At 49.9% G+C, this 22,115-nt stretch carries 17 protein-coding genes; 10 read left to right on the forward strand and 7 right to left on the reverse strand.

Annotation, left to right across the window (positions count from 1 at the left end; all coding sequences use genetic code 11):
* Positions 1-14 precede the first annotated feature (14 nt).
* Together hutH and hisS are read right to left on the reverse strand one after the other, a co-directional pair.
* Positions 15-1,517, reverse strand: coding sequence for a histidine ammonia-lyase (gene hutH, locus KK083_RS28395; protein WP_254169532.1), 1,503 nt, complete (start codon positions 1,515-1,517; stop codon positions 15-17).
* A gap of 200 nt (positions 1,518-1,717) precedes the next feature.
* Positions 1,718-3,094 carry a histidine--tRNA ligase gene (gene hisS / locus KK083_RS28400; RefSeq protein WP_254169533.1) on the reverse strand — a complete coding sequence of 459 codons (1,377 nt, stop codon included), beginning with the start codon at positions 3,092-3,094 and terminating at the stop codon, positions 1,718-1,720.
* A gap of 128 nt (positions 3,095-3,222) precedes the next feature.
* On the opposite strand from hisS, the gene KK083_RS28405 reads away from it, so the two are divergent.
* The 6 genes from KK083_RS28405 to KK083_RS28430 all read left to right on the forward strand — a co-directional run bounded on the left by KK083_RS28405 (position 3,223) and on the right by KK083_RS28430 (position 6,187).
* The gene (locus KK083_RS28405; protein ID WP_254169534.1) at positions 3,223-3,489 is read left to right on the forward strand and encodes a hypothetical protein; all 267 of its coding nucleotides are present in this window, start codon (positions 3,223-3,225) and stop codon (positions 3,487-3,489) included.
* 5 nt (positions 3,490-3,494) lie between these two features.
* Positions 3,495-3,632 (forward strand): hypothetical protein, encoded by a 138-nt coding sequence (locus KK083_RS28410; RefSeq protein ID WP_254169535.1) that lies wholly within the window; start codon positions 3,495-3,497, stop codon positions 3,630-3,632.
* Between the two features lie 218 nt (positions 3,633-3,850).
* A complete protein-coding gene (locus tag KK083_RS28415; RefSeq protein ID WP_254169536.1) occupies positions 3,851-4,015 on the forward strand; it encodes a hypothetical protein in 165 nt (54 codons plus the stop codon).
* Positions 4,016-4,114: 99 nt separating this feature from the next.
* Complete coding sequence (locus tag KK083_RS28420; protein ID WP_254169537.1) at positions 4,115-4,318, forward strand: hypothetical protein; 204 nt, start codon at positions 4,115-4,117, stop codon at positions 4,316-4,318.
* Between the two features lie 201 nt (positions 4,319-4,519).
* Positions 4,520-5,296 carry an exodeoxyribonuclease III gene (locus KK083_RS28425; RefSeq protein ID WP_254169538.1) on the forward strand — a complete coding sequence of 259 codons (777 nt, stop codon included), beginning with the start codon at positions 4,520-4,522 and terminating at the stop codon, positions 5,294-5,296.
* Positions 5,297-5,482: 186 nt separating this feature from the next.
* Complete coding sequence (locus tag KK083_RS28430; protein WP_254169539.1) at positions 5,483-6,187, forward strand: hypothetical protein; 705 nt, start codon at positions 5,483-5,485, stop codon at positions 6,185-6,187.
* Positions 6,188-6,285: 98 nt separating this feature from the next.
* Here KK083_RS28430 and murA read toward each other — a convergent pair whose 3' ends face one another.
* From murA to KK083_RS28445, 3 genes are all read right to left on the reverse strand, one after another.
* Positions 6,286-7,593, reverse strand: coding sequence for a UDP-N-acetylglucosamine 1-carboxyvinyltransferase (gene murA / locus KK083_RS28435; protein ID WP_254169540.1), 1,308 nt, complete (start codon positions 7,591-7,593; stop codon positions 6,286-6,288).
* A 198-nt stretch (positions 7,594-7,791) separates the two neighbouring features.
* A complete protein-coding gene (locus KK083_RS28440; protein WP_254169541.1) occupies positions 7,792-8,505 on the reverse strand; it encodes a DUF4290 domain-containing protein in 714 nt (237 codons plus the stop codon).
* Positions 8,506-8,665: 160 nt separating this feature from the next.
* Positions 8,666-10,942, reverse strand: a complete 2,277-nt coding sequence (locus KK083_RS28445; protein ID WP_254169542.1) for an ATP-dependent helicase — start codon at positions 10,940-10,942, stop codon at positions 8,666-8,668.
* A 374-nt stretch (positions 10,943-11,316) separates the two neighbouring features.
* On the opposite strand from KK083_RS28445, the gene KK083_RS28450 reads away from it, so the two are divergent.
* The 4 genes from KK083_RS28450 to KK083_RS28465 all read left to right on the forward strand — a co-directional run bounded on the left by KK083_RS28450 (position 11,317) and on the right by KK083_RS28465 (position 18,422).
* Positions 11,317-14,526, forward strand: coding sequence for a SusC/RagA family TonB-linked outer membrane protein (locus KK083_RS28450; RefSeq protein WP_254169543.1), 3,210 nt, complete (start codon positions 11,317-11,319; stop codon positions 14,524-14,526).
* Between the two features lie 24 nt (positions 14,527-14,550).
* The gene (locus KK083_RS28455) at positions 14,551-16,233 is read left to right on the forward strand and encodes a RagB/SusD family nutrient uptake outer membrane protein (protein WP_254169544.1); all 1,683 of its coding nucleotides are present in this window, start codon (positions 14,551-14,553) and stop codon (positions 16,231-16,233) included.
* A 71-nt stretch (positions 16,234-16,304) separates the two neighbouring features.
* Positions 16,305-17,729 (forward strand): amidohydrolase, encoded by a 1,425-nt coding sequence (locus KK083_RS28460; RefSeq protein ID WP_254169545.1) that lies wholly within the window; start codon positions 16,305-16,307, stop codon positions 17,727-17,729.
* A 102-nt stretch (positions 17,730-17,831) separates the two neighbouring features.
* Positions 17,832-18,422 (forward strand): DUF3109 family protein, encoded by a 591-nt coding sequence (locus tag KK083_RS28465; RefSeq protein ID WP_254169548.1) that lies wholly within the window; start codon positions 17,832-17,834, stop codon positions 18,420-18,422.
* Between the two features lie 57 nt (positions 18,423-18,479).
* On the opposite strand, the gene KK083_RS28470 is transcribed toward KK083_RS28465, so the two are convergent.
* Positions 18,480-20,231, reverse strand: a complete 1,752-nt coding sequence (locus tag KK083_RS28470) for a hypothetical protein (RefSeq protein WP_254169546.1) — start codon at positions 20,229-20,231, stop codon at positions 18,480-18,482.
* On the reverse strand, positions 20,224-22,115 hold a 1,892-nt coding region (locus tag KK083_RS28475; protein ID WP_254169547.1), incomplete at its 5' end, for a DUF4175 family protein. The genes KK083_RS28475 and KK083_RS28470, both read right to left, overlap by 8 nt.

Consider the following 22,115-nt stretch of genomic DNA (forward strand, 5'->3'; position numbering starts at 1 on the left):
CGATATAACAAGCCCTAGATTTCATATATGCCAAGATCCAGATCTTTCAGGAATTTTTCAGCGCGGATAATGTCTTCATGCAGGATGCGGTCATCTTCTATAAACGGTACAGATTGCCGGAAAGTATCCACGAGCTTTTCCAGGCGGGCAGAAGTTTTCAGGGGCCTCCTGAAGGTGAGGGCCTGTGCTGCGGTGATCAGCTCGATGGCCAGGATAGAATACAGATTGTTCACCAGACGATAGGCTTTTGTTGCCGCATTGGCACCCATGCTCACGTGGTCTTCCTGCCCGTTAGACGACACAATGGAATCTACCGAAGCGGGCGTGCACAACTGTTTATTCTGGCTTACAAGCGAAGCTGCTGTATATTGTGGGATCATCAATCCTGAATTGATACCGGGATTGGCCACGAGGTAATTCGGCAGCTCTCGTGCGCCCGAAATGAGCTGATAAGTTCTTCGTTCTGAGATATTTCCAAGCTCCGAAAGTGCGATGGCTAAAAAATCGAGCGCCAAGGCCAGGGGCTGCCCGTGAAAATTACCCGCAGAAATGATGGAATCTTCTTCGGGAAAAACGTTAGGGTTGTCGGTGACACTGTTCACTTCCGTGAGAAATACCTGGGTGACATAGTCGATCGAATCAGCGCTGGCACCGTGCACCTGGGGTATGCACCTGAAAGAGTAGGGGTCCTGCACGTGCTTTTTGGCCTGCACGATCAGCTCGCTGCCCTCCAGTATTTTTTTGATCTGCGCAGCCACGTTCATTTGCCCTGCATGCGGACGTATTTTGTGGACCTGTGGCAGAAACGGTTCTATCCTTCCATCGAAGACATCAAGCGATAAAGCGCCAACAATGCCAGAGAGCTTCAACAGTCGGTGAGCGTGCAGCACACACCATGTGCCGTAAGCGCTCATGAACTGAGTTCCGTTCAGCAGCGCCAGTCCTTCCTTGGCTTCCAGGTGAATGGCGGACCATGAAAGTGTTTCATTGACCTTCAGTGCTGGCAAAAGTTTGCCGTCGTGGTATACTTCTCCCTCACCGATCAGTGGTAATGAAAGGTGCGCCAGCGGGGCGAGATCGCCGGAAGCGCCAAGAGAGCCCATCTCAAAGATTCGCGGCAGCACGCGGTTGTTGTACATGGCTACCAGCCGTTCTACCGTGGCCAGCTGAACGCCCGAATAACCGTAGGCGAGCGATTGCACTTTGAGAAAAAGCATCAGGCTTACGATCTCATGCGGAACTTCAGGACCTGTGCCACAGGCGTGTGACTTCACAAGATTCTCCTGCAACTTCTCCAGCTGATCGTGTGAGATGTTCCTGTTGTATAAAGAACCGAAGCCGGTGTTAATGCCGTAAATAGCATTCCGGGAAGTGGCAAGTTTCTGATCAAGGTAGTCACGGCACCGGATGATCCTGCTCCTGGCTTCATCAGACAGCGCAATGTGCAGTTTGCCCGCGTGCACTGCAGCAAGATCGGCCAGCGTAAGTTTTTTATCAGAGATAACGTGCTTAGTCATGTTACAAGTGCCGGTTACCAGTTGCCAGGTTCTAGTTTCAAGTTAGAAGTTTAAAGTTTAAAGTTTGAGTCCGGTTGCCAGTTGCCGGTTTCCGGGTAGCCGGTTGGTGAGGTGTCCCTTGCGCTTAACATAGGTTGAAAGTTCATATTCATTAGCACCGAAACAAACCGGTAACAGGCAACTGGTAACCGGCAACCTTTTCACGCCTGACTTCTTATTCTTTCAATGATCTTCTCAATCTCCAGTTTCTCCTGCTCTCCTGTTCCCATGTTTTTGAAGGGAAGCACGCCGCTGTTCATTTCGTCTGAGCCGATCACGATGGTATAAGGGATCATTTTTTTATTGGCGAAGTCGAGTTGCTTTTTCAGTTTTGCCTGGTCGGGATAGATCTCCGAGGCGATGCCTGCTGCACGCAGCTTTGACAATACGCTCAAACCATATCTGAGGCTGGCTTCATCGAAGTGGCAGAGCAACACTTTCGAAGAGATCTGTGCGTCTTTGGGGAAGAGGCCCAGTTCCTCCATGGCATCGTAAATGCGGTCTACGCCGAAGGAGAAACCAACACCGGAGAGGTTCTCTTTATCGCCGAAAGCCTGTGTGAGATTGTCGTAACGGCCACCGCCGCTCACGCTGCCGATGCTTACGTTGTTGATCTTCACTTCAAAGATACAGCCTGTATAATAGCTCAGGCCACGCGCCAGGGCAATGTCAAACTCCACATGGTTGTCATCGGTGCCGTAGCTCTCCAGCAATTCAAACACTTCTTCCAGGTCGTGCAAACCTTTTTGTCCAGACCTCGTACCTTCGAACTTCGAGAACAGAAAGGCGAGCTTGTTCCTGTTCGAACCTTTCACATTCAGGATCTCGAACAGTGACGTGAGACTTTTTTCTGTAAAGTCCTTCGTGCGCAGTTCTTCCTTTACTTTTTCTTCACCGATCTTATCGAGCTTGTCGATGGCTACGAACATCGGTGTTTCATTTCCGGTGGCGCCGATCACATCGGCAATGCCGTTGAGTACACCGCGGTGGTTGATCTTGATGGTATAGTCGTTGATGCCGATTCTGCCGAACACTTCTTTGATCATGAGGATGATCTCCGCTTCGCAGAGCAGGGAGTTTGTTCCCACAACATCAGCATCGCACTGATAAAATTCACGGTAACGTCCCTTCTGCGGGCGGTCCGCCCTCCATACGGGCTGGATCTGGTAACGCTTGAAAGGGAAACCTATTTCGTGGCGGTTCATTACCACATACCGTGCGAAGGGAACAGTGAGATCGTAGCGCAGACCTTTTTCAGAGATCGCTGGCGTTACAAGTTTCGAGTTACGGGCTTCTAGCTTCTGGTTATCAACATCTTTCAGGAAGTCGCCGGAGTTCAGGATCTTGAACAGCAACTGATCGCCTTCCTCTCCATATTTTCCTGTTAAGGTTGAAAGGTTCTCCATGGCCGGAGTTTCCAGTGGCTGAAATCCATAGGCCTGAAAAACTTTGCGGATGTTATCGAAAATAAATTGCCGCTTGGCCATGGTGGCCGGTCCGAAATCACGGGTTCCTTTGGGTAATGTGGGTTTTTCCATAAAAAAATCGCGGCAAGTTAATGCTTATGGGCTGATGTGAAAACGGGCGGGAGATCAATATGTACAAGTGTTACGAAAAGTGATCGAAATAGCGTGTTCGCGGGGAATTTGTTGTAAATGAAGCGTGTATGCCCTTGTTTTACATAGGCCTCAAAAATAACGACTCTCTCAAGTTGACAGACGAGGATAAAGAACGTGTTAAGTTTAATACTGAGATCATCAAGACTCTCATTATCTTATTTTTGGCAACAGGCGGAGGCACCATTTCGCTGATACTTGAGGGGTTGCCCCGTGGGCGGCATGTGGTTTTCGCGGCATGTGGAATAATACTGGCGCTTATCTCTGGCGTTATGACTTATGTGATTTATAAAAACACCAAAAAGCTCATTAAATGATGGACATGGATATATTCAGCTGGGTTGTAGTCTTAACCCTTTTTTTAACCTGCTTTACCCTGCTGGTGGCTGGTATTATTGATGCCGTACGCGATGGCAAGCGGATTGATGAGAGAAAATCCAAAGAAACCCAACACTTATAGTGGCTTTATAGAGACCTTATACAGGCCTTATAGCGACTTTATACAGATATTCCGTCAATGTTCGTTCAGTCTTCCTTCAATGATTCTTCAAATGCCTTAAGGGTGTCAGGCGAAACTGAAACCATCAATTCCTAAATGATGAACGACAATTTTCAGCCTAACAGTTTGCAATCCCCAAAAACTGGCTTATTTTTGCGCTCCTTTTAACAGAAACGGCCATGGCAGTAACCAGACTTAAGAGAAAAAACCGCAAAGATAAAGCAAAATCAGCGGTTAGGCGTCAGACGCTGAAGCTTCAGAACGCAAAGCCCGTAATTAAAAACGTCGATATCGAGAAGATCAAGGAAGAATTCAAAGCTAAAGCCAAGGCGAAAAAAGCTTAATTCTGCCAGATTTTAATAAATATTGAAAAAAGGCCCTTTTCAGGGTCTTTTTTGTTTTCCGCCCGCTTCGCCAGTTACCTCTGGGGTTATTTGACGCTCATGGCCTCTGTATTCTATCTGCTGGCCAAAGCCAATGCCGATGGCACACTACGCATCGTTAAGGCCATTGGCACAGCGGGTGAAGTATATTTGACCATCCCCCGTAAAAGAAGCAGCACCGGCAAGGTCCAGATCAAAATTCAGGGCGTTGGAAGAGGCATACCTCGCCGAGCAACGTGCGGAGGCTGCGCGTGCAGAACGTGAACGTGCATGCAGTAAAAAACGTAGGCTATCTCAAAAGCGCTGCTCTTCGTTTCACGCGCGGGTAAGCGTCCTCATTTTGAGCTTGTTAATCGGGGATGTTTCTCCGTCAGCCGGCGGATCAACATGACGGAAGACTTTTGAGATAGCCTCTTTTTTATTACCCTTCTTTCGTGCTAATTCGCATGATCTAAATTACTTCTCATGGCAGAGCTTCACATGGTCAACTGGAACGTAAACGGTATCAGGGCCATCATTAAAAAGGATTTCATCAAGGACGTAAAAACCATGAACCCCGACATCCTGTGCCTGCAGGAAACGAAGGCTTCGCAGGAGGAGGTGAGATCAACGCTGGAGCTGTTCCCTGAATTCAAAGTGCACGTAAACTCATGCAAGACCAGGAAAGGATATTCCGGCACCACCATCATGACGAAGGTGGAGCCGCTGAATGTTACCTGTGACATGGGCATTGAAGAGCACGACCAGGAGGGGAGGGTAATGACGGCCGAGTTCAATGACTTTTACCTGGTAACGGTGTATGTACCCAACGCAGGCGAAGGGCTGAAGAGGCTTGACTATCGTGAGAAGTGGGATGTGGACTTCAGGAACTATCTCGTGGGGTTGCAACAAAAGAAACCGGTGATCATCTGCGGCGACTTTAACGTGGCACACCAGCCTATTGACATTGCGCGGCCTAAAGAAAATTATAACAAGTCAGCCGGTTACACACAACGTGAGATCGACGGCTTCACAAAGCTGCTGGAGGCCGGATTTGTAGATACGTTCAGGCGCTTTTATCCTGAGGTGGTGAAGTATACGTACTGGAATTATCTGTTCAATGCTCGCGCGCGCAATACAGGATGGCGCATCGATGGATTCCTTGTCTCTGAATCCATCATCGGAAAAGTGAAAGACGCGCTCATCTATAACGAATACCTGGGCTCCGACCATTGCCCGGTAGCCTTGAAGATCGAAATCTAAAGTAGGTACGACCCCGATAGCTATCGGGAACGAGGTACGAAGTACGTAACCCAGTCCTGCATTTCGTACCTCGTACCTCTAACCTCGTACTTTCTCATCACCCTATCTGGGTTGTTTAGTCTTCCTGCAATAGTATTACTATCTCCGAGAGTTGACCAGTATCTCTCAATTGGCTAATTTTTGACTATGAAAACCGGGATGATGCTTTTATTGACCGGGATGGTCATTTTGCTGACTAGCAGCTTCTGCCATGGTCAATCGAATACGCCTGCTGAATCACAGGCAGACCTGCAGGCACTGGCTTCGGGTAACGCCATGTTCCAGTCTTTCGATCACCGCTTCAAGGGCGTTCAGGGCGGCATTACTTTACTGGAACGTTATGCGCCCGGAAAGATCCGGATGTCGAGGGGCCAGCTCGTAAGCTACGATCAGGTTAACTATGATGCTTTCAATGATGAGCTGCTCGTGCTTCGCGATAGCCAGGAAACCATGGTCACAGCCACGATGGTCAGGTATTTCGTTTTATCCGTGAACGGCGATACAGCCCATTTTGTGCGGCTCGCAGGACCTGAAGGTAAAATGGGATACTTTCAGAAAATGATCAATGGCAGCAAGGTCGGCTTTTATAAGAAGTACTACCGGGAGCTGCAACAACCCGACTATAAAGGCGCGTATAGCCAGGGACGTGATTACGCTGAATTTATTGCCCGGCACAAGTACTTTATCCATCAGAAGGGAAAGAAGCTGATCGAGTTCAAGAACCGCAAAACCTTCCTTGAGAATTTCCCCGAGCACGAAGAAAAACTTGAAACATTTATCAAACAGGAGAAGACGGATTTTAAGGATGAAGCAGACCTGAGGAAGCTATTTCTCTATCTTAATGAGATCTAAAATTAGGTACGAGATACGAAGTACGGAAATGCAGGTCACTGCTATATATTCAAAGTACGGTATTTACCTCGTACTTCGTACCTCTCACCTCGTACCTTCTAATTCGTTCTTTCAATGTCTGCTCCCAGCGCTTTCAAACGGCTGTCGATGTTCTGATAGCCGCGGTCGATCTGGTCGATGTTGGAGATCTCGCTGACACCGTTGGCCGATAGCGCTGCAATGAGCAACGATACGCCTGCCCGGATATCGGGAGAGGCCATTTTGATGCCGCGGAGCGACTGCCTTCTTTCGAGACCAATCACGGTAGCACGGTGAGGATCGCACAAAATGATCTGCGCGCCCATATCGATCAGCTTATCAACGAAGAACAACCTGCTCTCGAACATCTTCTGATGGATGAGCACGGTTCCTTTCGCCTGTGTGGCAACTACCAGCACAATGCTGAGCAGGTCAGGTGTGAAACCTGGCCAGGGAGCATCGGCGATGGTGAGAATAGAGCCGTCGATGAAGGTCTCGATCTCGTATCGCTCCTGCGAGGGAATGTGAATATCGTCGCCCCTGAACTCCATTTTGATGCCCAGGCGCCTGAAGATCTCAGGGATGATGCCGAGCATATCGATGCGGCAGTTCTTGATGGTGATCTCGGACTGTGTCATGGCGGCAAGGCCGATGAAGCTTCCGATCTCGATCATATCGGGGAGCAGGGTATGTTCTGTGCCGCCCAGTTTGTCAACGCCCTGGATGGTGATCAGGTTAGACCCGATGCCGCTGATCTTAGCGCCCATGCGGTTGAGCATGAGGCACAGTTGCTGCAGGTAAGGCTCACAGGCCGCGTTGTAGATGGTGGTGGTGCCTTTGGCCAGCACGGCTGCCATGATGATGTTGGCCGTACCTGTTACCGAGGCTTCGTCCAGCAGCATGTAGCTTCCTTTCAGCTCGGAGGCATCGATGTGGAAGAGGTGCTCTGCCGAATCGAAATTGAATTTGGCGCCGAGCTTCTGAAACCCGATGAAGTGGGTGTCGAGCCTTCTTCTTCCGATCTTGTCACCACCGGGTTTGGGAATGCTGGCTTTTCCGAAACGGGCCAGGATCGGGCCCAGCAACATCACGGATCCGCGCAGCGCAGCAGCTTTCTTCCGGTAGTTCTCAGTCTCGAGGAACTGGGTATTGACGGATGCTGCTGTGAACCGGTAAGATTCGGCTCCCAGTTTTTCTACTTTGCATCCCAGGTCACCGATCAGATCGATGAGCTTGTTCACATCAACGATGTTGGGGATGTTATGGATGGTGACGGGCTCTGAAGTGAGCAATACGGCGCTCAGGATCTGTAATGCTTCGTTCTTGGCGCCTTGCGGAATGATCTCACCTTTAAGTTTTTTTCCTCCGCGGATCTTAAAAACACTCATTTACTACAATTGAAGTTTATCCCGGTGGCTGCCGGGTATGCAATTGACAAAAAAATAATGCCTTGAATATGGAGAGAGTCTCAAAAGTCCATCCTCCGAACAGGGCACCGAGAAGATTCCACGGTCGTGTTACACAAACGGGGATGTTTCGCTGGCGCTCAACATGACGGACGACTTTTGAGGCAACCTCGTGACCTCTTACTGGTCTCTTCTTCTGCGGAAGTTGTTACCCTTATGGCCGCCGCCTTTATTGAACTGACGATGACCGCCGCCACCACCTTGTCCCTGTCTGCGCCTGTCGTTGCCTTCGTTGCTGCTGCCACCTGTTGGCTTCAGCTTCTTGCGTTCTTTGTAGAGCTTTTCGAACAGGTTGTCTTCGCGCACTTTTTCGATGGTCATGTTCAGCGCTCCGCCCGACATCTCCTGGATATCTTTCAGGATCACCGAGTCATCGATGGTTTCCTTGTTCCAGTTGCCGTAAAAGGTCTTCATCAGTTTGCCCAGGTAGATGATGGCATCTTCGCGTTCCTGCGGATCTTCCTTCTTCAGGGCTTCCTTCACCAGCTTCTCGATGTTTTTGCCGTAGTGCTTGAAACGAACCTGGCTCTGCGGATAATCCACCTTCAACGGTTTTTTGAACAGGATTTCCCGTTCAGGCGTAGGGAAAGGATTATTGACATCAAGATTAAAGTCTGCGATAATGTACAGGTCGTCCCATACACGCTGCGGATTTTCGGGCTGTTCTTTAACGGTTGGCGTAAGCTGCTTGATGAGCTCAATAAGCGTGTAGGCCAGTTCAGTGCGCTTCTCCTTGCTTGGATTGTTGCGGATGTACTCCACAAGCTTCTGAACGTTGCGGCCATATTCTTTCAAAATAATGTGCGGCCGCTGGGTATTGTATTCTCCTATCATAAAATGTGATTCGGTATGATCGATTGTGATCCGTTTGTTAAAAGATGAACTCTAAAAAGACAGGCCTTACTTACGAAAAGGGATGTATTCTTTATCCTTTTAACGAATCAATAACTTCAGGTCTGGCAAAGCTAAAAAATAAGGTTTACACGACAAAATACTAAGGATTAGCTTCTTTTACAATCCTCAGCTTGGCAAAGCTCAAAAGCAGGGTTTTTTCGCCTGCTTCATTGAAGTTGATCTTCGCTTTTTTATCGGCTCCTGACATATCCATCAGCACCACGGTTCCAAAACCGAACTTGGGGTGCTCCACTTTCATGCCGGCTTGCAGCGCCGAAGTATCGCTCGGTATAAAATCAGCTGGCGGTGTATAGGCTGCGGGTTTGGCCTTGGCCACGGGAGCGGATGAGATCGTCTTTTTGATACCGTTCACCAGGTTTTTAGCATACTGGCTCGACGGTGGCGGAGCAGATTCGATGCCCGCATATTTGGAGCTTACCTTGATAAACCGCTGATCCACATCGTCGAGGAAACGGCTGGGCTCGCAGTTCTTCAGTCGCCCGAAACGATATCGGCTGAGGGCATAAGACAGGTACAGCCTTTTTTCGGCACGGGTAATGGCAACGTAGAAAAGCCTTCTTTCCTCTTCCAGGTCGGCACGGCTGCTCAGCATCATCTGCGAGGGAAAAAGATCCTCTTCCAACCCCACAATGTATACGTATTTGAACTCAAGCCCCTTGGCCATGTGAATGGTCATCAGCGTGACCTTGTCAGGATCCTTATCCTTGTCTTCATCCTGGCCGGTGACGAGTGACACTTCCTGGAGGAAAGCGCCGAGACTCCTGTCTTCCCGGTCGGGTGTATCGGTAAATTCCTTGATGGCGTTCAGCAATTCCTGTACGTTCTCGTACCGGCTCAGGCCTTCAACGGTTTTGTCTTCGTACAGCTCACGCAGCAATCCCGATCCTTTGGCGATCTCGAAAGCGGCTTCATAGGCATCTTTCCGACCGAGCTCCATGCTGAAGCGTTTGATCATAGCCACAAAATCCTCGATCGGCGCGGCAGCCCTTCCGCCGACAAAAGGTGAAGGATTCTGCAATATTTCCCAGATGGAGGTGCCGTGATCGTTGGCAGCGACTACGATCTTGTCTACAGTGCTGTCGCCGATGCCACGCTTGGGCAGGTTGATGATCCTCCGGAAGGAAGCTTCATCCTGCTGGTTGAGTGAAAAGCGCAGGTACGCCAGCAGGTCCTTGATCTCCTTTCGCTGATAGAATGAGAGACCGCCAATGACCTTGTACTTGATATTCATTCTGCGCAGCGATTCTTCAATGGCCCTCGACTGGCTGTTGGTTCTATAGAGAATGGCAAAGTCGCTGAACTTCAGCTGGTGCTGCATCCGCTCTTCAAAAATGGAGGAAGCAACCAGGCGACCTTCTTCATTGTCGGATACTGCCTTGATCAGCTCGATGAGATTTCCTTCTTCGTTTTGGGTCCATACGTTTTTGGGAAGCTGTGCCCGGTTGCGCTTGATCACCGAGTTGGCAGCATTCACAATATTTTGTGTAGACCGGTAGTTCTGTTCGAGCTTGTAAACTTTAAGATCGGGATAGTCGCGCTCGAAGTTCAGGATGTTGGTGATGTCTGCGCCGCGGAATGCGTAAATGCTTTGGGCGTCATCTCCCACCACACAGATGTTCTGCCTCACGGCGGCCAGCTTGCGGATGATGAAGTACTGGCACAGGTTGGTATCCTGGAACTCATCCACCATCACATAATGAAAACGATGCTGGTATTTGTTGAGCACCTCGAGGTGTTCTTTAAAAAGTTTGTCGGTATTGAAGAGCAGGTCGTCAAAATCCATGGCGCCCGACTTGAAGCAGCGCGTAGCATAGATCTTGTAGATCTTTCCCATCTCCGGCCGCATGTTCGCTGCATCGTCGCCCATGAGCTCGGCATTGGTCAGATACTCAGACCAGCTGATGAGCCTGTTTTTGGCTGCAGAGATACGGTTATAGACGGTGTTCGCTTTGTAGATATTGTCATCCAGTCCCTGTTCTTTCACGATAGACCTGATGAGCGACTTCGAATCGTCGGTATCATAGATGGTGAAGTCGTTCGGGTAACCCAGGTGATGGCCTTCTGCACGCAGAATGCGGGCAAATACTGAGTGAAAGGTTCCCATCCAGAGGTTTCTGGCTTCGTGGCCTACCACCTTCTCGATGCGTTCGCGCATTTCACGAGCCGCTTTGTTGGTAAAAGTGAGCGCCATAATGTTGAAGGGATCAACATTTTTGCTCTGGATCAGGTGAGCAATGCGGTAAGTCAGCACCCGTGTCTTGCCAGAGCCGGCACCGGCAATGAGCATACAGGGTCCATCGGTATTCAATACCCCTTGACGCTGGGGTTCATTCAGGCTCTCTAGATATTCTAACATTTCAGGTGCAAAATAAAACACTAAGTCAGACTATACGCTGACCAAAAACAGTTTTTTGAAGAATGATTTGAGGCAGGCCGAATAACTCACTATCGAATAGTCACTTAAGGACGTTCAGATCACCTTAAATTTTTCCGGATAAAATATCCAAACCGGGAAGCTTTTTTCCGGCCTTACTTTCTACTCAACAACAAAAAAACTAAAAAAAATTTCCAGCGCCCCGAACAATCGATTTCCCGGGCACGGCAAACGAATGTGATTGAAATTTTATTCTGAATAAGCAATCGTTTACGATACGTTACGGTGATAATATGAATTTTTTCGGAATATAATTCTGAATAATTTTCATTCAACCTAAATCTAAACCTATACCTATGAAGAGGATTCTACTACTGCACCTCGCGGTGGCCTTGCCTATTATTATGGCCTGGGCCCAGGAACGTACCATTACCGGAAAGGTAACATCAACAGACGATGGCTCTGCTTTACCGGGTGTCAACGTAATCTTAAAGGGAACTACTACCGGAACTGTAACGGATGCCGATGGCCGTTTTTCCCTGACGCTTTCAGGAGCGCAGGGTGGTGTGCTCGCTTTTTCGTTCATCGGCCTGGAGACGAAGGAAGTGCCGATTACCGAAAGCGCTGTGCTGGATGTTGCCATGGCCTCGGATATTACGCAGCTTTCTGAAGTAGTTGTTACCGGTGTGGGCGTTGCAACGGATAAGCGACGGATCGCTATTTCGGTCGAGTCTGTAACCTCAGAGCAATTGCCACAAGCTCCATCTGCGTCCATCGATCAGGCGCTGGTGGGCAAGATCGCCGGCGCACAAATATCCAGCGTAAGCGGTACACCGGGCGCAGATGTGAATATTCTGCTTCGTGGTATCAACACACTCAACCGCGGTACGTCGCCCATGATCATGATCGACGGGATCCAGGTGGGTGCCACCAGTCTTCAGACCATCGACCTCAACTCGATTGAAAGGGTGGAAGTGGTGCAGGGCGCTGCGGCGGCTACCATCTACGGCGCGCAGGGTGCCAACGGTGTGATCCAGCTGTTCACCAAAAAAGGAAAGAGTGGCAAGCTCAGCATCGATATTTCTTCGAGCATTGCCGAGAACACGTACCTGAACGTGGGCGGATTGAGCAAGGCACGTTACCACGCCTTTGCAACCGATGCAAGCAACAACGTGATCGGCTCTTCGGGCAATCCCATTACTTTCGATGAAGTGAACGGTGTGTACACAGAAAATGTGCAGTACAACTCCACCGATCCCACCATCAAGAATGACAAGGCTTACGATGCCAACCTGAAATACATCGATCATTTCGCCTTCTTTTTTAAACCAGCCAACACCATCAACAACAGCATCGCTATTTCAGGTGGTGGTGAGAAATCTGATTTCAGCATCTCCGCTTCGAACAGTCACCAGGAAAGCAACGTGATCGATAATGGTTATTGGGAACGGAGCAACCTGACAGCCAACATCGGCACTGATTTGTTCAAGGGACTTAAGCTGAGAAGCATCACGCAGCTGGCTTATACCAAGAGCACGCTGAAGACGGATGACCGCACCATCGTTTATGGATTGCTGAACGCGTACCCATTTGCCGATTTCGGACGCAGAACCACCGATGGCACCATTCCCTTCAACCTGAATCAGACCATCGGCATCAATGCTTCGAACCCGTTGTACCGCCAGGAGTATGTTGACAACAACGACAATACGGTTGACATCATCCAGAATTTCAACCTCAACTACAAGTTCCCGAAATTCCTGGAGCTAGATGCCAAATACGGGTTGAACTATCAGACCAAGGACCGCGTGCTGGAATACAGGAACCAGTCTAACAACGCCAACATCAAATACTGGCTCACGCAGAGCACAGCGCGTTATATCTCCAACTACAACACAAACAACGCGGGAGACCTCACCAAGTATGCCAACAGCAAGGTGTTCCAGAATTTTTTGAGCACGGCCACGCTGGTGTTTGATCTCAAAGATGATTTTGGAAGCAACATTCCTTTGAGAACAGTAACACAGGCAGCGTTCGACTGGCGCAAGAATGTGATCAAGGAATACACGGTTGCAGCCATGGGCCTGCCCGCCAGTTATGAACCCTACAACGGTGCGTATGCCAGCTCGTGGCGTGTGTACCGCGACTATGAAGAGCCATTTGTTACCTATGGTTACCTGATCAATCAGCGTTTGGAGTATGATGACTTCGTAGGAGTTTCCGGCGGTTTCCGCAGCGATTATTCTTCAGCCTTCGGCAGGGGATCGAAGCCCTTTACTTTTCCACGGGGCGATGTATACTTCAGGTTATCGGGGCTTGACTTCTGGGAGTCGACTGCTGTGAACAGCTTTTTGCCGGAGTTAAAGCTCAGGGCTGCCTATGGAGAAGCGGGCATCCAACCGAAACCTTTCGATCGTTATGTAACGCTCACGCCACTGGTGATCGGTACTTCCACGGGCTTCTATTACAAGTACAATCAAAGCAACCCTGACCTCAGCGTGGAGGTTTCAAAAGAGTTTGAGCTGGGTGCTGATCTCGTGTTCTCTTTGTTCAAGAGCGCCAGCTGGCTGAATGAGGTCGCGTTATCTGCTACCTACTGGGACCGCAAAACCGAAGATGCGATCTATCCTGTGGACCTTGCGCCTTCCACCGGTCTGGGTACACTGCTTGATAATACCTTTTCGCTGGGATCGCACGGCTTTCAGTTCTCCATCAACTCAACGGCTTACCAGGGAGGTGCCATTACCTGGAATACCACCGTTAACTACGGAAAGCAGACCTCTGAGATCCTGTCGATCAACACGGGTCAGCCCATCGTGATCCTCTCGAGCGCCGGAAGCACGAACTATGTGCTGAAGGCTGGTGACAAGGTAGGGCAGCTTTACGGATACAAGACGCTGAGCCGTGTGGATGCCAAGGCTCCGAACGGGTCGTACTTTATACCCGAAAGCGACCAGAGCTTATATACCGTTGCGAGTAACGGATACGTTGTGAACAAGGCTACCAAACAACCCTATTTTACGGCCGACAAGTTCAGCTTCGGTGACCCGAATCCGAAATTCAACATGTCGTTCATCAATGACATTACGTATAAAAGCTTCCTCACGTTTTCATTCCAGTTCGATTGGGTCTATGGAAGCCATCTCTACAACCAGACCAAGGAGTGGATGTATCGCGACGGGATCCATGCTGACTATGCTGTTCCCATCACCATCGAAAACCCCAGCGGCGAACGTGAGACCGGCGCCTGGACCGCCTTCTATCGTGGCGTCTATGCGCAGAGAACTGCTAATGGCACGAAGGACTACTTCTACGAAGATGCATCTTTCCTGCGCCTGCGGAACATTGCTGTAGGATTTGACCTGGCGAAAGCATTCAATATGCCTGCGTTCAAAAAACTTCAGCTGGTTCTTTCAGGAAGAAACCTGTGGACCGTAACAGACTATACAGGCTTTGATCCGGAGATCAGCTCGGGTACGGCCAACTCTGCCTGGGACCGCGGTACGGATCACAGCACCATGCCGAACTTCAAATCGTATCAGGCAACGCTGAACATCGGTTTCTAAGTTTCACCATTTAAGATTACGATCATGAACAAACTAAAAATATTATTCTCAACGCTTCTGTTCGCCGGGATTGTCAGCGCGTGCAAGGACGACCTCGATGTGCTCAATCCCAATCAGCCCGATTCCAAGGCCATCCGCACCGAAACGGGTATTATTTCCTTCGGTGAAGGTGTCTACATCACGGGATTCAAGGACGTGAAATATTACGACGGTGTTCCCGGCTATTTCTGGTCTGGCGCCATTGCCAATCACGAGCTCATGGGTGATGTGATCGGCACAGACATCGCCAACATATTCATTAACCAGATCGGCTGCCCCGACGAGGTTACGCTTGATAACGGAAGCGTTCTTGTGAACCCCAATGCACCCAGCAAGCAGGTCGACTTCATCCGCATCACGGCCAACGTGAACTCTACCGGTTACCAGAACTCGATCTACTATGAATGGGCTTACATGTACAACATCAACAACCTGTGTAACACCATTCTCAGCAATGTTGATCTTGTTAATTATTCAGGCGATGCTGAAACCAAAAAGAGTGTGCTCCGCGCATGGGCGTACTGGTGGAAGGGTTATGCGTATTCACGGATCGGCTCGATCTATTACGCCGGCCTGATCCTTGACAACGCCAACGGTGAAGCGGTGACGGGCACCAACGGCAATTATGTAACGAAGGAGGCGATGATCGCAGAAGCCAACAGCAACCTGGATAAAGCCGCGGGCATCCTCAGCGGGCTTACGGTGAACAGCGATTATACTGCTACGATGCAGGGACTGATTCCTGCTTTTAACCGCGTGGGCAGAGGCGGTGTGCTGAGCCCGGCAATGTGGGTGCGGAACATCAACACCTTAAAGGCCCGCAATGTGCTGGTGAACACCCGGGTGAAGGATATGACCCCTGCCAAGTGGAACGAAATACTGACACTGACGGCGAGCGGCGTAACCAGCTCGGATTATGTTTTTACAGGACGTACGAACGCCACAGGAGATTTTCTAGCACCCACCACCGGATCTGTTTCGGCAAAAACTGCCGGAACGTCTACCTACAAAATTTCCGAGCGCCTGATCCAGGATTTCAAGGCGGGCGATAAACGATTCACCAACAATTTCAAGATCAGGGTGAAGTCGGCTACTGACCCTACCGTTACGCCTTACATCGGCGAGACCTCACGTGGCAATGCGTTCTTTACGCGATGGGAGCTCATCAACCGCGGTGCGGCAGGCTCTGAAGGTGAAGCAGGCGTGATCAAATTTGCCGATCAGAATGCGGGCGGTTATGAGCTTTTCCTGGCCAGCTCTTACGAGGAAAATGCACTGATGCGTGCTGAAGCGTTGATCCATACCGCTTCGATCGATGATGGCCTGGCGTTGGTCGACGCTGTTCGTACGTACCAGGGCTCAGCACTGGCCGCCGTGTCAGCAACAGGGCTTACCTTCGACCAGGCGGTAGAAGAGCTGCGGAAAGAAAGAAGAATTGGTCTTTTGTTCCGGGCGTTGTCGTTCTATGATGCACGGCGCTGGGGTGTGATCGATCCGGTATCGGCGGGTGGTGGTCGTAAGAATGCCATCGCGTTGAGCAAAACAGGGGTGGTCAGCACCAATGCTACGATCAATTACAACTTCCTCGATTACTGGGATGTTCCTGATAATGAGATCGTGTACAATCCACCGGCTGCCGGAAGCGCGCCAACCACAAACCCGAGATAATAATAAAAGCCACTTACATAAAAGGGTAGTCTGATGAACTACCCTTTTTACTTAAATTACTTCAAAAAAATATGCGATTAACTTTTATAACATTGCTGGCCTGCCTGTCCGCAGCATACGCGCAGCCGGCAAAAGAAGATATCATCAAAGTCATTGACTCCAAATATGATGTTTATGCCTCCATGGCACATAAGATCTGGGAATTTGCAGAGGTGGGATACCAGGAAGAGAAGAGCTCGGCCATTTTACAAAAGGAGCTGGCGAAAGAAGGTTTTAAAATAGAGGCCGGTGTTGCAGGTATGCCAACCGCTTTTATCGCCAGCTACGGCCAGGGCAAACCTGTGATCGGTGTGCTGGGAGAGTTTGATGCACTGCCGGGCATTTCGCAGGAGGCGGTGCCGGAGCTCAAGCCCATTGCCGGAAAGGAAGCAGGGCACGCGTGCGGCCATCACCTGTTCGGAACGGCATCTGCCGCAGCTGCGATCGCGGTAAAGAACTGGATGATCAAAAACAAAATAGCCGGCACGTTAAGATTCTATGGAACGCCGGCAGAAGAGGGTGGATCGGGAAAAGTGTATATGGTGCGCGATGGGTTGTTCAAAGATGTGGATGCGGTTTTACACTGGCATCCTTCTGCAGCCAACGATGCAAGCGCGGGATCATCGCTGGCCAACAAAAGTGGAAAGTTCAGGTTCTATGGTGTAGCCTCTCACGCTGCCGGGTCGCCTGAGCGTGGCCGTTCAGCGCTTGATGGTGTGGAAGCCATGAACAACATGGTGAACATGCTTCGTGAGCACGTGCCGCAGGAGACACGCATCCATTATGTGATCACCAGCGGTGGCGAAGCGCCGAACGTTGTGCCGGCCTACGCGGAAGTATACTATTACGTGCGGCATCCGCGCCGTGATGAAGTGAAATCGATCTGGGAACGTGTTGAGAAAGCGGCTCAGGGTGCGGCGCTTGGAACAGGAACGCGCGTGGAGGTGGAGGTTACCGGTGGTGTATATGATCTTCTTCCCAACGAAACACTGGCCCGCCTGATGGATGCTAACCTCAGAACTGTTGGCGGTTATACCTATACGGAGCAGGAGAAAGAGTTTGGCCAGAAGATCCAGCAGAGCTTCACCGGAAAGATCCCGTCGCTTGAAATTACCAATCAGATCTCAGCTTTTCAGATGCGGGGTGGCCTGGGCGGCTCTACGGATGTGGGAGATGTAAGCTGGGTGGTGCCTACTGCAGGACTGGGAACGGCCACCTGGGTACCTGGAACAGCGGCCCATAGCTGGCAGGCCGTTGCGGCGGGTGGCATGAGCATTGGCCACAAAGGTATGATGGTGGCAGCCAAAACCATCGCCCTGACCCTGACGGACCTTTTCACAAATCCGGAACAGATCCAAAAGGCGATCAAAGAGCTGAAAGAACGTACTGGCAGTGATTTCAAATACGAAGCGCTGCTGGGCGACCGCAAGCCGGCGTTGAATTACCGGATGAAATGACATTTCCCGCAGATCGCGCTGATTTTCGCAGATAAAATCATAAAATGTCTGCGCTCATCTGCGTAATCTGCGGGAACCCCTATCTTTGTGGAAAAATTCGAGATGCTCAAAGTAGGAGAAGTTTTGGTTTCAGATGATATCCGCGACAAGGAGTTTGTCTGCAACCTGGAAAAATGCAAAGGGGCCTGTTGTGTGGAAGGCGATTTTGGCGCGCCGCTGGATGAAAGTGAGCTGGAGATCCTGAAAGAGATCTATCCGGTGGTAAAGCCTTATTTATCCAAAGCGGGTATCAAGGTCATTGAGAAAGAGGGAACCCACACCACTGACGATGATGGCGAGCTGTGCACACCGGTGATCGATGGTCGCGAGTGCGTTTACGCCATTTACGATAAACAGGGCATCCTGAAATGTGGCATCGAGCAGGCTTACAACGACGGCAAAATAAGCTGGAAGAAACCGATCTCCTGTCACCTGTATCCTATCCGCATCACCACCAAGAAGAGTTTCGAAGCACTGAACTACCATAAATGGCACATTTGCTCGCCTGCCTGTGCGCTGGGCAAAGAATTGCAGGTGCCTGTTTATAAATTCCTGAAAGATCCGCTGATCAGAAAATATGGTGAGCAGTGGTACGGTGAACTTGTTAAGCTCATCGAAGAGGAAGAACCCAAGAAGAAGCCATCCAAAAAGTAAAATCAGGCATCAGGTATTCGTGCACCCTGCATTTTCCAATGCCTGATGTCCGATGCCTCACAACTTCGGTACTAACCAAAGGAATCCCGCGCTGAATACGAAAAGAAGATAAAAGATCCAGGCAGGGATTGGCGTGAAGGTTACAGTCATTTTTTTCTCCGGTAACGTTTTTACGCTTTGCTCCGAAGTTTGTATCATGGCATTGGTGGCAGCGAGTGACGTCCAGTCTTTTTTATTAGAAACGTAGTACTTCAGGCGGGTAGAGTCGCCGGCTGTTAATGTGTGCCAGCCTGGTTCTCCCGGCCAGAATTTCCCCGTCCATCGATCGTCAACAAAAAGATCTTCTGTCAGGGATATGGGCACGCTGTCGTTTAACACAACGGGAGCAGTACCTGCGGAGATCGCCTCAACGGTTAACGGCTCGTCTGTGTAATAAGGAAACTCGCTGATGATCCTTAGGGAGAAGGGTTTGCTTTTGGTTCTTGCTGTTTTACCGATCAGCTCTGCCCACAGCTCACTGTAGGCAAGCGAATCACCCTCGAGCATCAACCGGTACGTTTCCTGCAGCAGTTGAAAGCCCGTTTTTCCGAAGCCATTGTACCGGTATCCCGACAGGATCCTGTTCCTGTTTTTCAATGTGGTAACAACATCGGCATCCGGGTTTACTTTGAATGCCCATGCAGGCAAGGTGAATTTTTTTGACCTGATGCCAACCTGCGCAGTATCCGATGCATAAGACGCGAATACACCTGGAAAGAAGGACTGTACCGGTTTTATTTTTAGCGGCGAGTCATTCAGCAGGGTCAGTATGCCCAGTCCTTCGCTCACAGATCTTTTTACTTGTGCAAGCTCGGTTGACGAGAGCGCTTGAAGGGCATCTGAATCAATGATGAGCAGGTCGAAAGCCGCAAGGGCCTCAGCGGTAAGACGGTCTATCGATTGTGGCTTCCGATTGATGAACTCATAACGGTACCTGTTTTGCGAAAGCTGGTAACGGAAAAGAATGCGGTGATGATCTCCCAAAAAATCCTTGAGCGAGCGCGATTCGAAAGTTGGAAAATGTTGAATGAACAAGATGTCAGACGATGGCTGTTCCTCCATGCAGATGGGGAGAGTCTCATTTATACCATTGCTTCCCGTCAGCATATACAGGAATGTGCCGGATTGTTTGGGTGTAAAAGTGAATGAGAAAGTTTCCACAGGTTTGCCCGTCAACCTCACCGAGTCTACTTTTCCACCTGGCCCGGAAAGCAAGAGCTTTTCGTTGGCAGGAGCATTTAGGATCACGCCTTCGATGATGTTGTTTTTTTCTGGTACCACGGGATTCTGCACGCGGATGGAAGATATACCTGAAGGATCAATGGATGGGACAAAAATGTAACGCGTATCGTGAAGAATGTCCAGTGCGTCGCGTGATAATCCCTTACCCACAACATACCTGATTTGCTGCTGATAGGCTGAAAGCTCATGTGCCGATCCGAGTGGCTTCGATCCTTTATAACCTTTCGTATCGACGGTATGGATCATCACCGCGCCGGGTTCCAGGCGCAGCAGGCTGTCAACTTTTTTTGAATCGTAGCCTGCGGTGAGCAGAATAACAGATGTTGACACTTCCGTACGTAACGAAGGCCGGAATAATATCGCCGCCAACGATAACATCAGCATGACCACGGCCACGATCCTGAAAGTGAAATAACGCAATGCCCTTTTGCGCTCGGCCCAAACGAGAACGATGGTAACACCGGCCAATACGGCAAGCAACAGAAGGGTTGGAATTACAGGATGAAAGGTCAGCAGGGGATCACTCATTTTTCAATGCGTCCAGATTTTTGATAAATGCGCGATCCAGGTGATGCGTTGTGTTGTTGCGTTGCGAGGCGGTGACTTTTTCATCGGGTAATACCTGCCAGAAAGCTTTTCTGATACCCATCAATTTTTGCATAGTGTCATTCGTTTCATTTTCTTCCAGCGCCTTGATCATCGAAAGTGCTTCGAGGAATTGTCCCGGTTTTTCCAGCGCAACACTGGCGAGCTCGCGTCCTGCCTCGTGTAATGTTCGCTTGTCGCCACCCGTGAGCCGCAGGTTTTTTTGTTGAAGTTTCTCTTCGATCAGCTGAAGGCCTTTTCTGATGGCCGGATAAGTTTGATCGGTGATCAGCGAAGATTGATGCCGTGAGCTTTTGATCTCTGAAAGATCGCCCGTCAACCGTTTCTCTTCTTTTAACGGTGGCGGGTCGAAGCCTGTCTTGTGAACGTAGATGCGTGAATCGTTGCTCACTTCTTTCAGGATCTTCAGCGCTTTGTACTGGTACGGCAGCGATTTCTCGGGCTCATACAATCTTAGGTAAAGCTCCGCATCCCACATGATGGTCAAAGCGGTTTTTAGCTTGGTGCGGATGCTCTGGTTAAAGAACGTAGCTTCTTCCGGGTCGTCGTGCTGATGTTTGTAAGAATCCATCAGCTCCTTGGTTTTGTCTCCACCTTCGCCCTCGTGATCGTGCCCATGATCATCCGCATGTTTTTTTTCGGCTACCAGGTTGTGCTCGTTGTCTTTGTCGTGGGCATGGCCATATTTCGCGGCAATGTCTTCGGTGGACTCTGATTCTTCCTCGCCTGCATGGGTCTCGCCGATCTGTGTTTCAAATTCCTCTCCCAGAAACTCTCCGTATTTCAAACGCAGTACTTTCTGATCGTAACCCAGCTCGTTGCTCTTGAAATTGAAATCATGTTTGCTGATCTTCTTTTTGTCCCTCAGCAGTTTTTCTGTATCGATGATGATCTGGCGCTGGCTTCTGAAATATTCAGGCATGAGGTCAACGCCAAGCCCTCCTTCAACAGAAAGGCTTTGAGAAGCCGTATCTTGTAAGGTGATGAAGAAGGTTTCAGTGCGCGACCTGTTTGGGATGGGCTGCTTGTTGTCAAGAGCCTCCGCGTAAAAATACAATTCATCACCGGGTTCGAGTCCAAGCTTCAATATATCGATGGTACGGGAGGCACTGATCTGCTGGCCGGAAATGCGGGCAGGGGAGGTGAACTTCAGTTTTTCTTCTCTGAATTTTACAGATTCCCCGCTGCCTTTGCTCACCGTGGCGATGATGTATGCGTCATTGACATGATAGTCGTCTTTGATGGTTGACTTAACATCGATCACAAGCTTGTCTTTGATGGAAAGCTCCAGCGATTGCTCCAGGTTGGTTACGGCGATCTCCGGCGCCTGGTCACGGACTACCTCGATCTTGTAATAGTCTGACGACCTGGTTTTGCCGGAGCGGTCAGTCCACTGGATCTGGTAAAAGGCTGGTGACGTGAATTTTCTGGTAACAGTTTTAGTCTCGCCCTGCTGCCGGAGCTTCACCGTTTCTTTGGCGGAAAAGATGAGCGCTGCTGCTGACACCGAATCGGTAAACGAGATCTTCCATTGGATCTCACTTCCTTCCGGAACGCTGAGCTGGGGTGTTGCCGTAGTATAGGCTCGTACGCTGGTGTAAGCAGGTGGTGTAATGGTAATGGTCAGCGCCTTGACGGCCACTGGTAGAGTTACTTCGGGCGAATCTTTTACCCGTTCACTTTTTGCTGATTTTTCCGTTGGGCCTGTTTCTCTGACGAAGTTAAAAGCGGAAAGTGCAAAGGTCACCAGCACACTTCCAACAAAGACCAGCGCTGCCGTTGCAAGCCGGTTCGGGAGCTTCAGAT

The organism is Chryseosolibacter histidinae (assembly GCF_018598225.1).
GTDB classification, from domain to species: Bacteria; Bacteroidota; Bacteroidia; order Cytophagales; family Cyclobacteriaceae; genus Chryseosolibacter; species Chryseosolibacter histidini.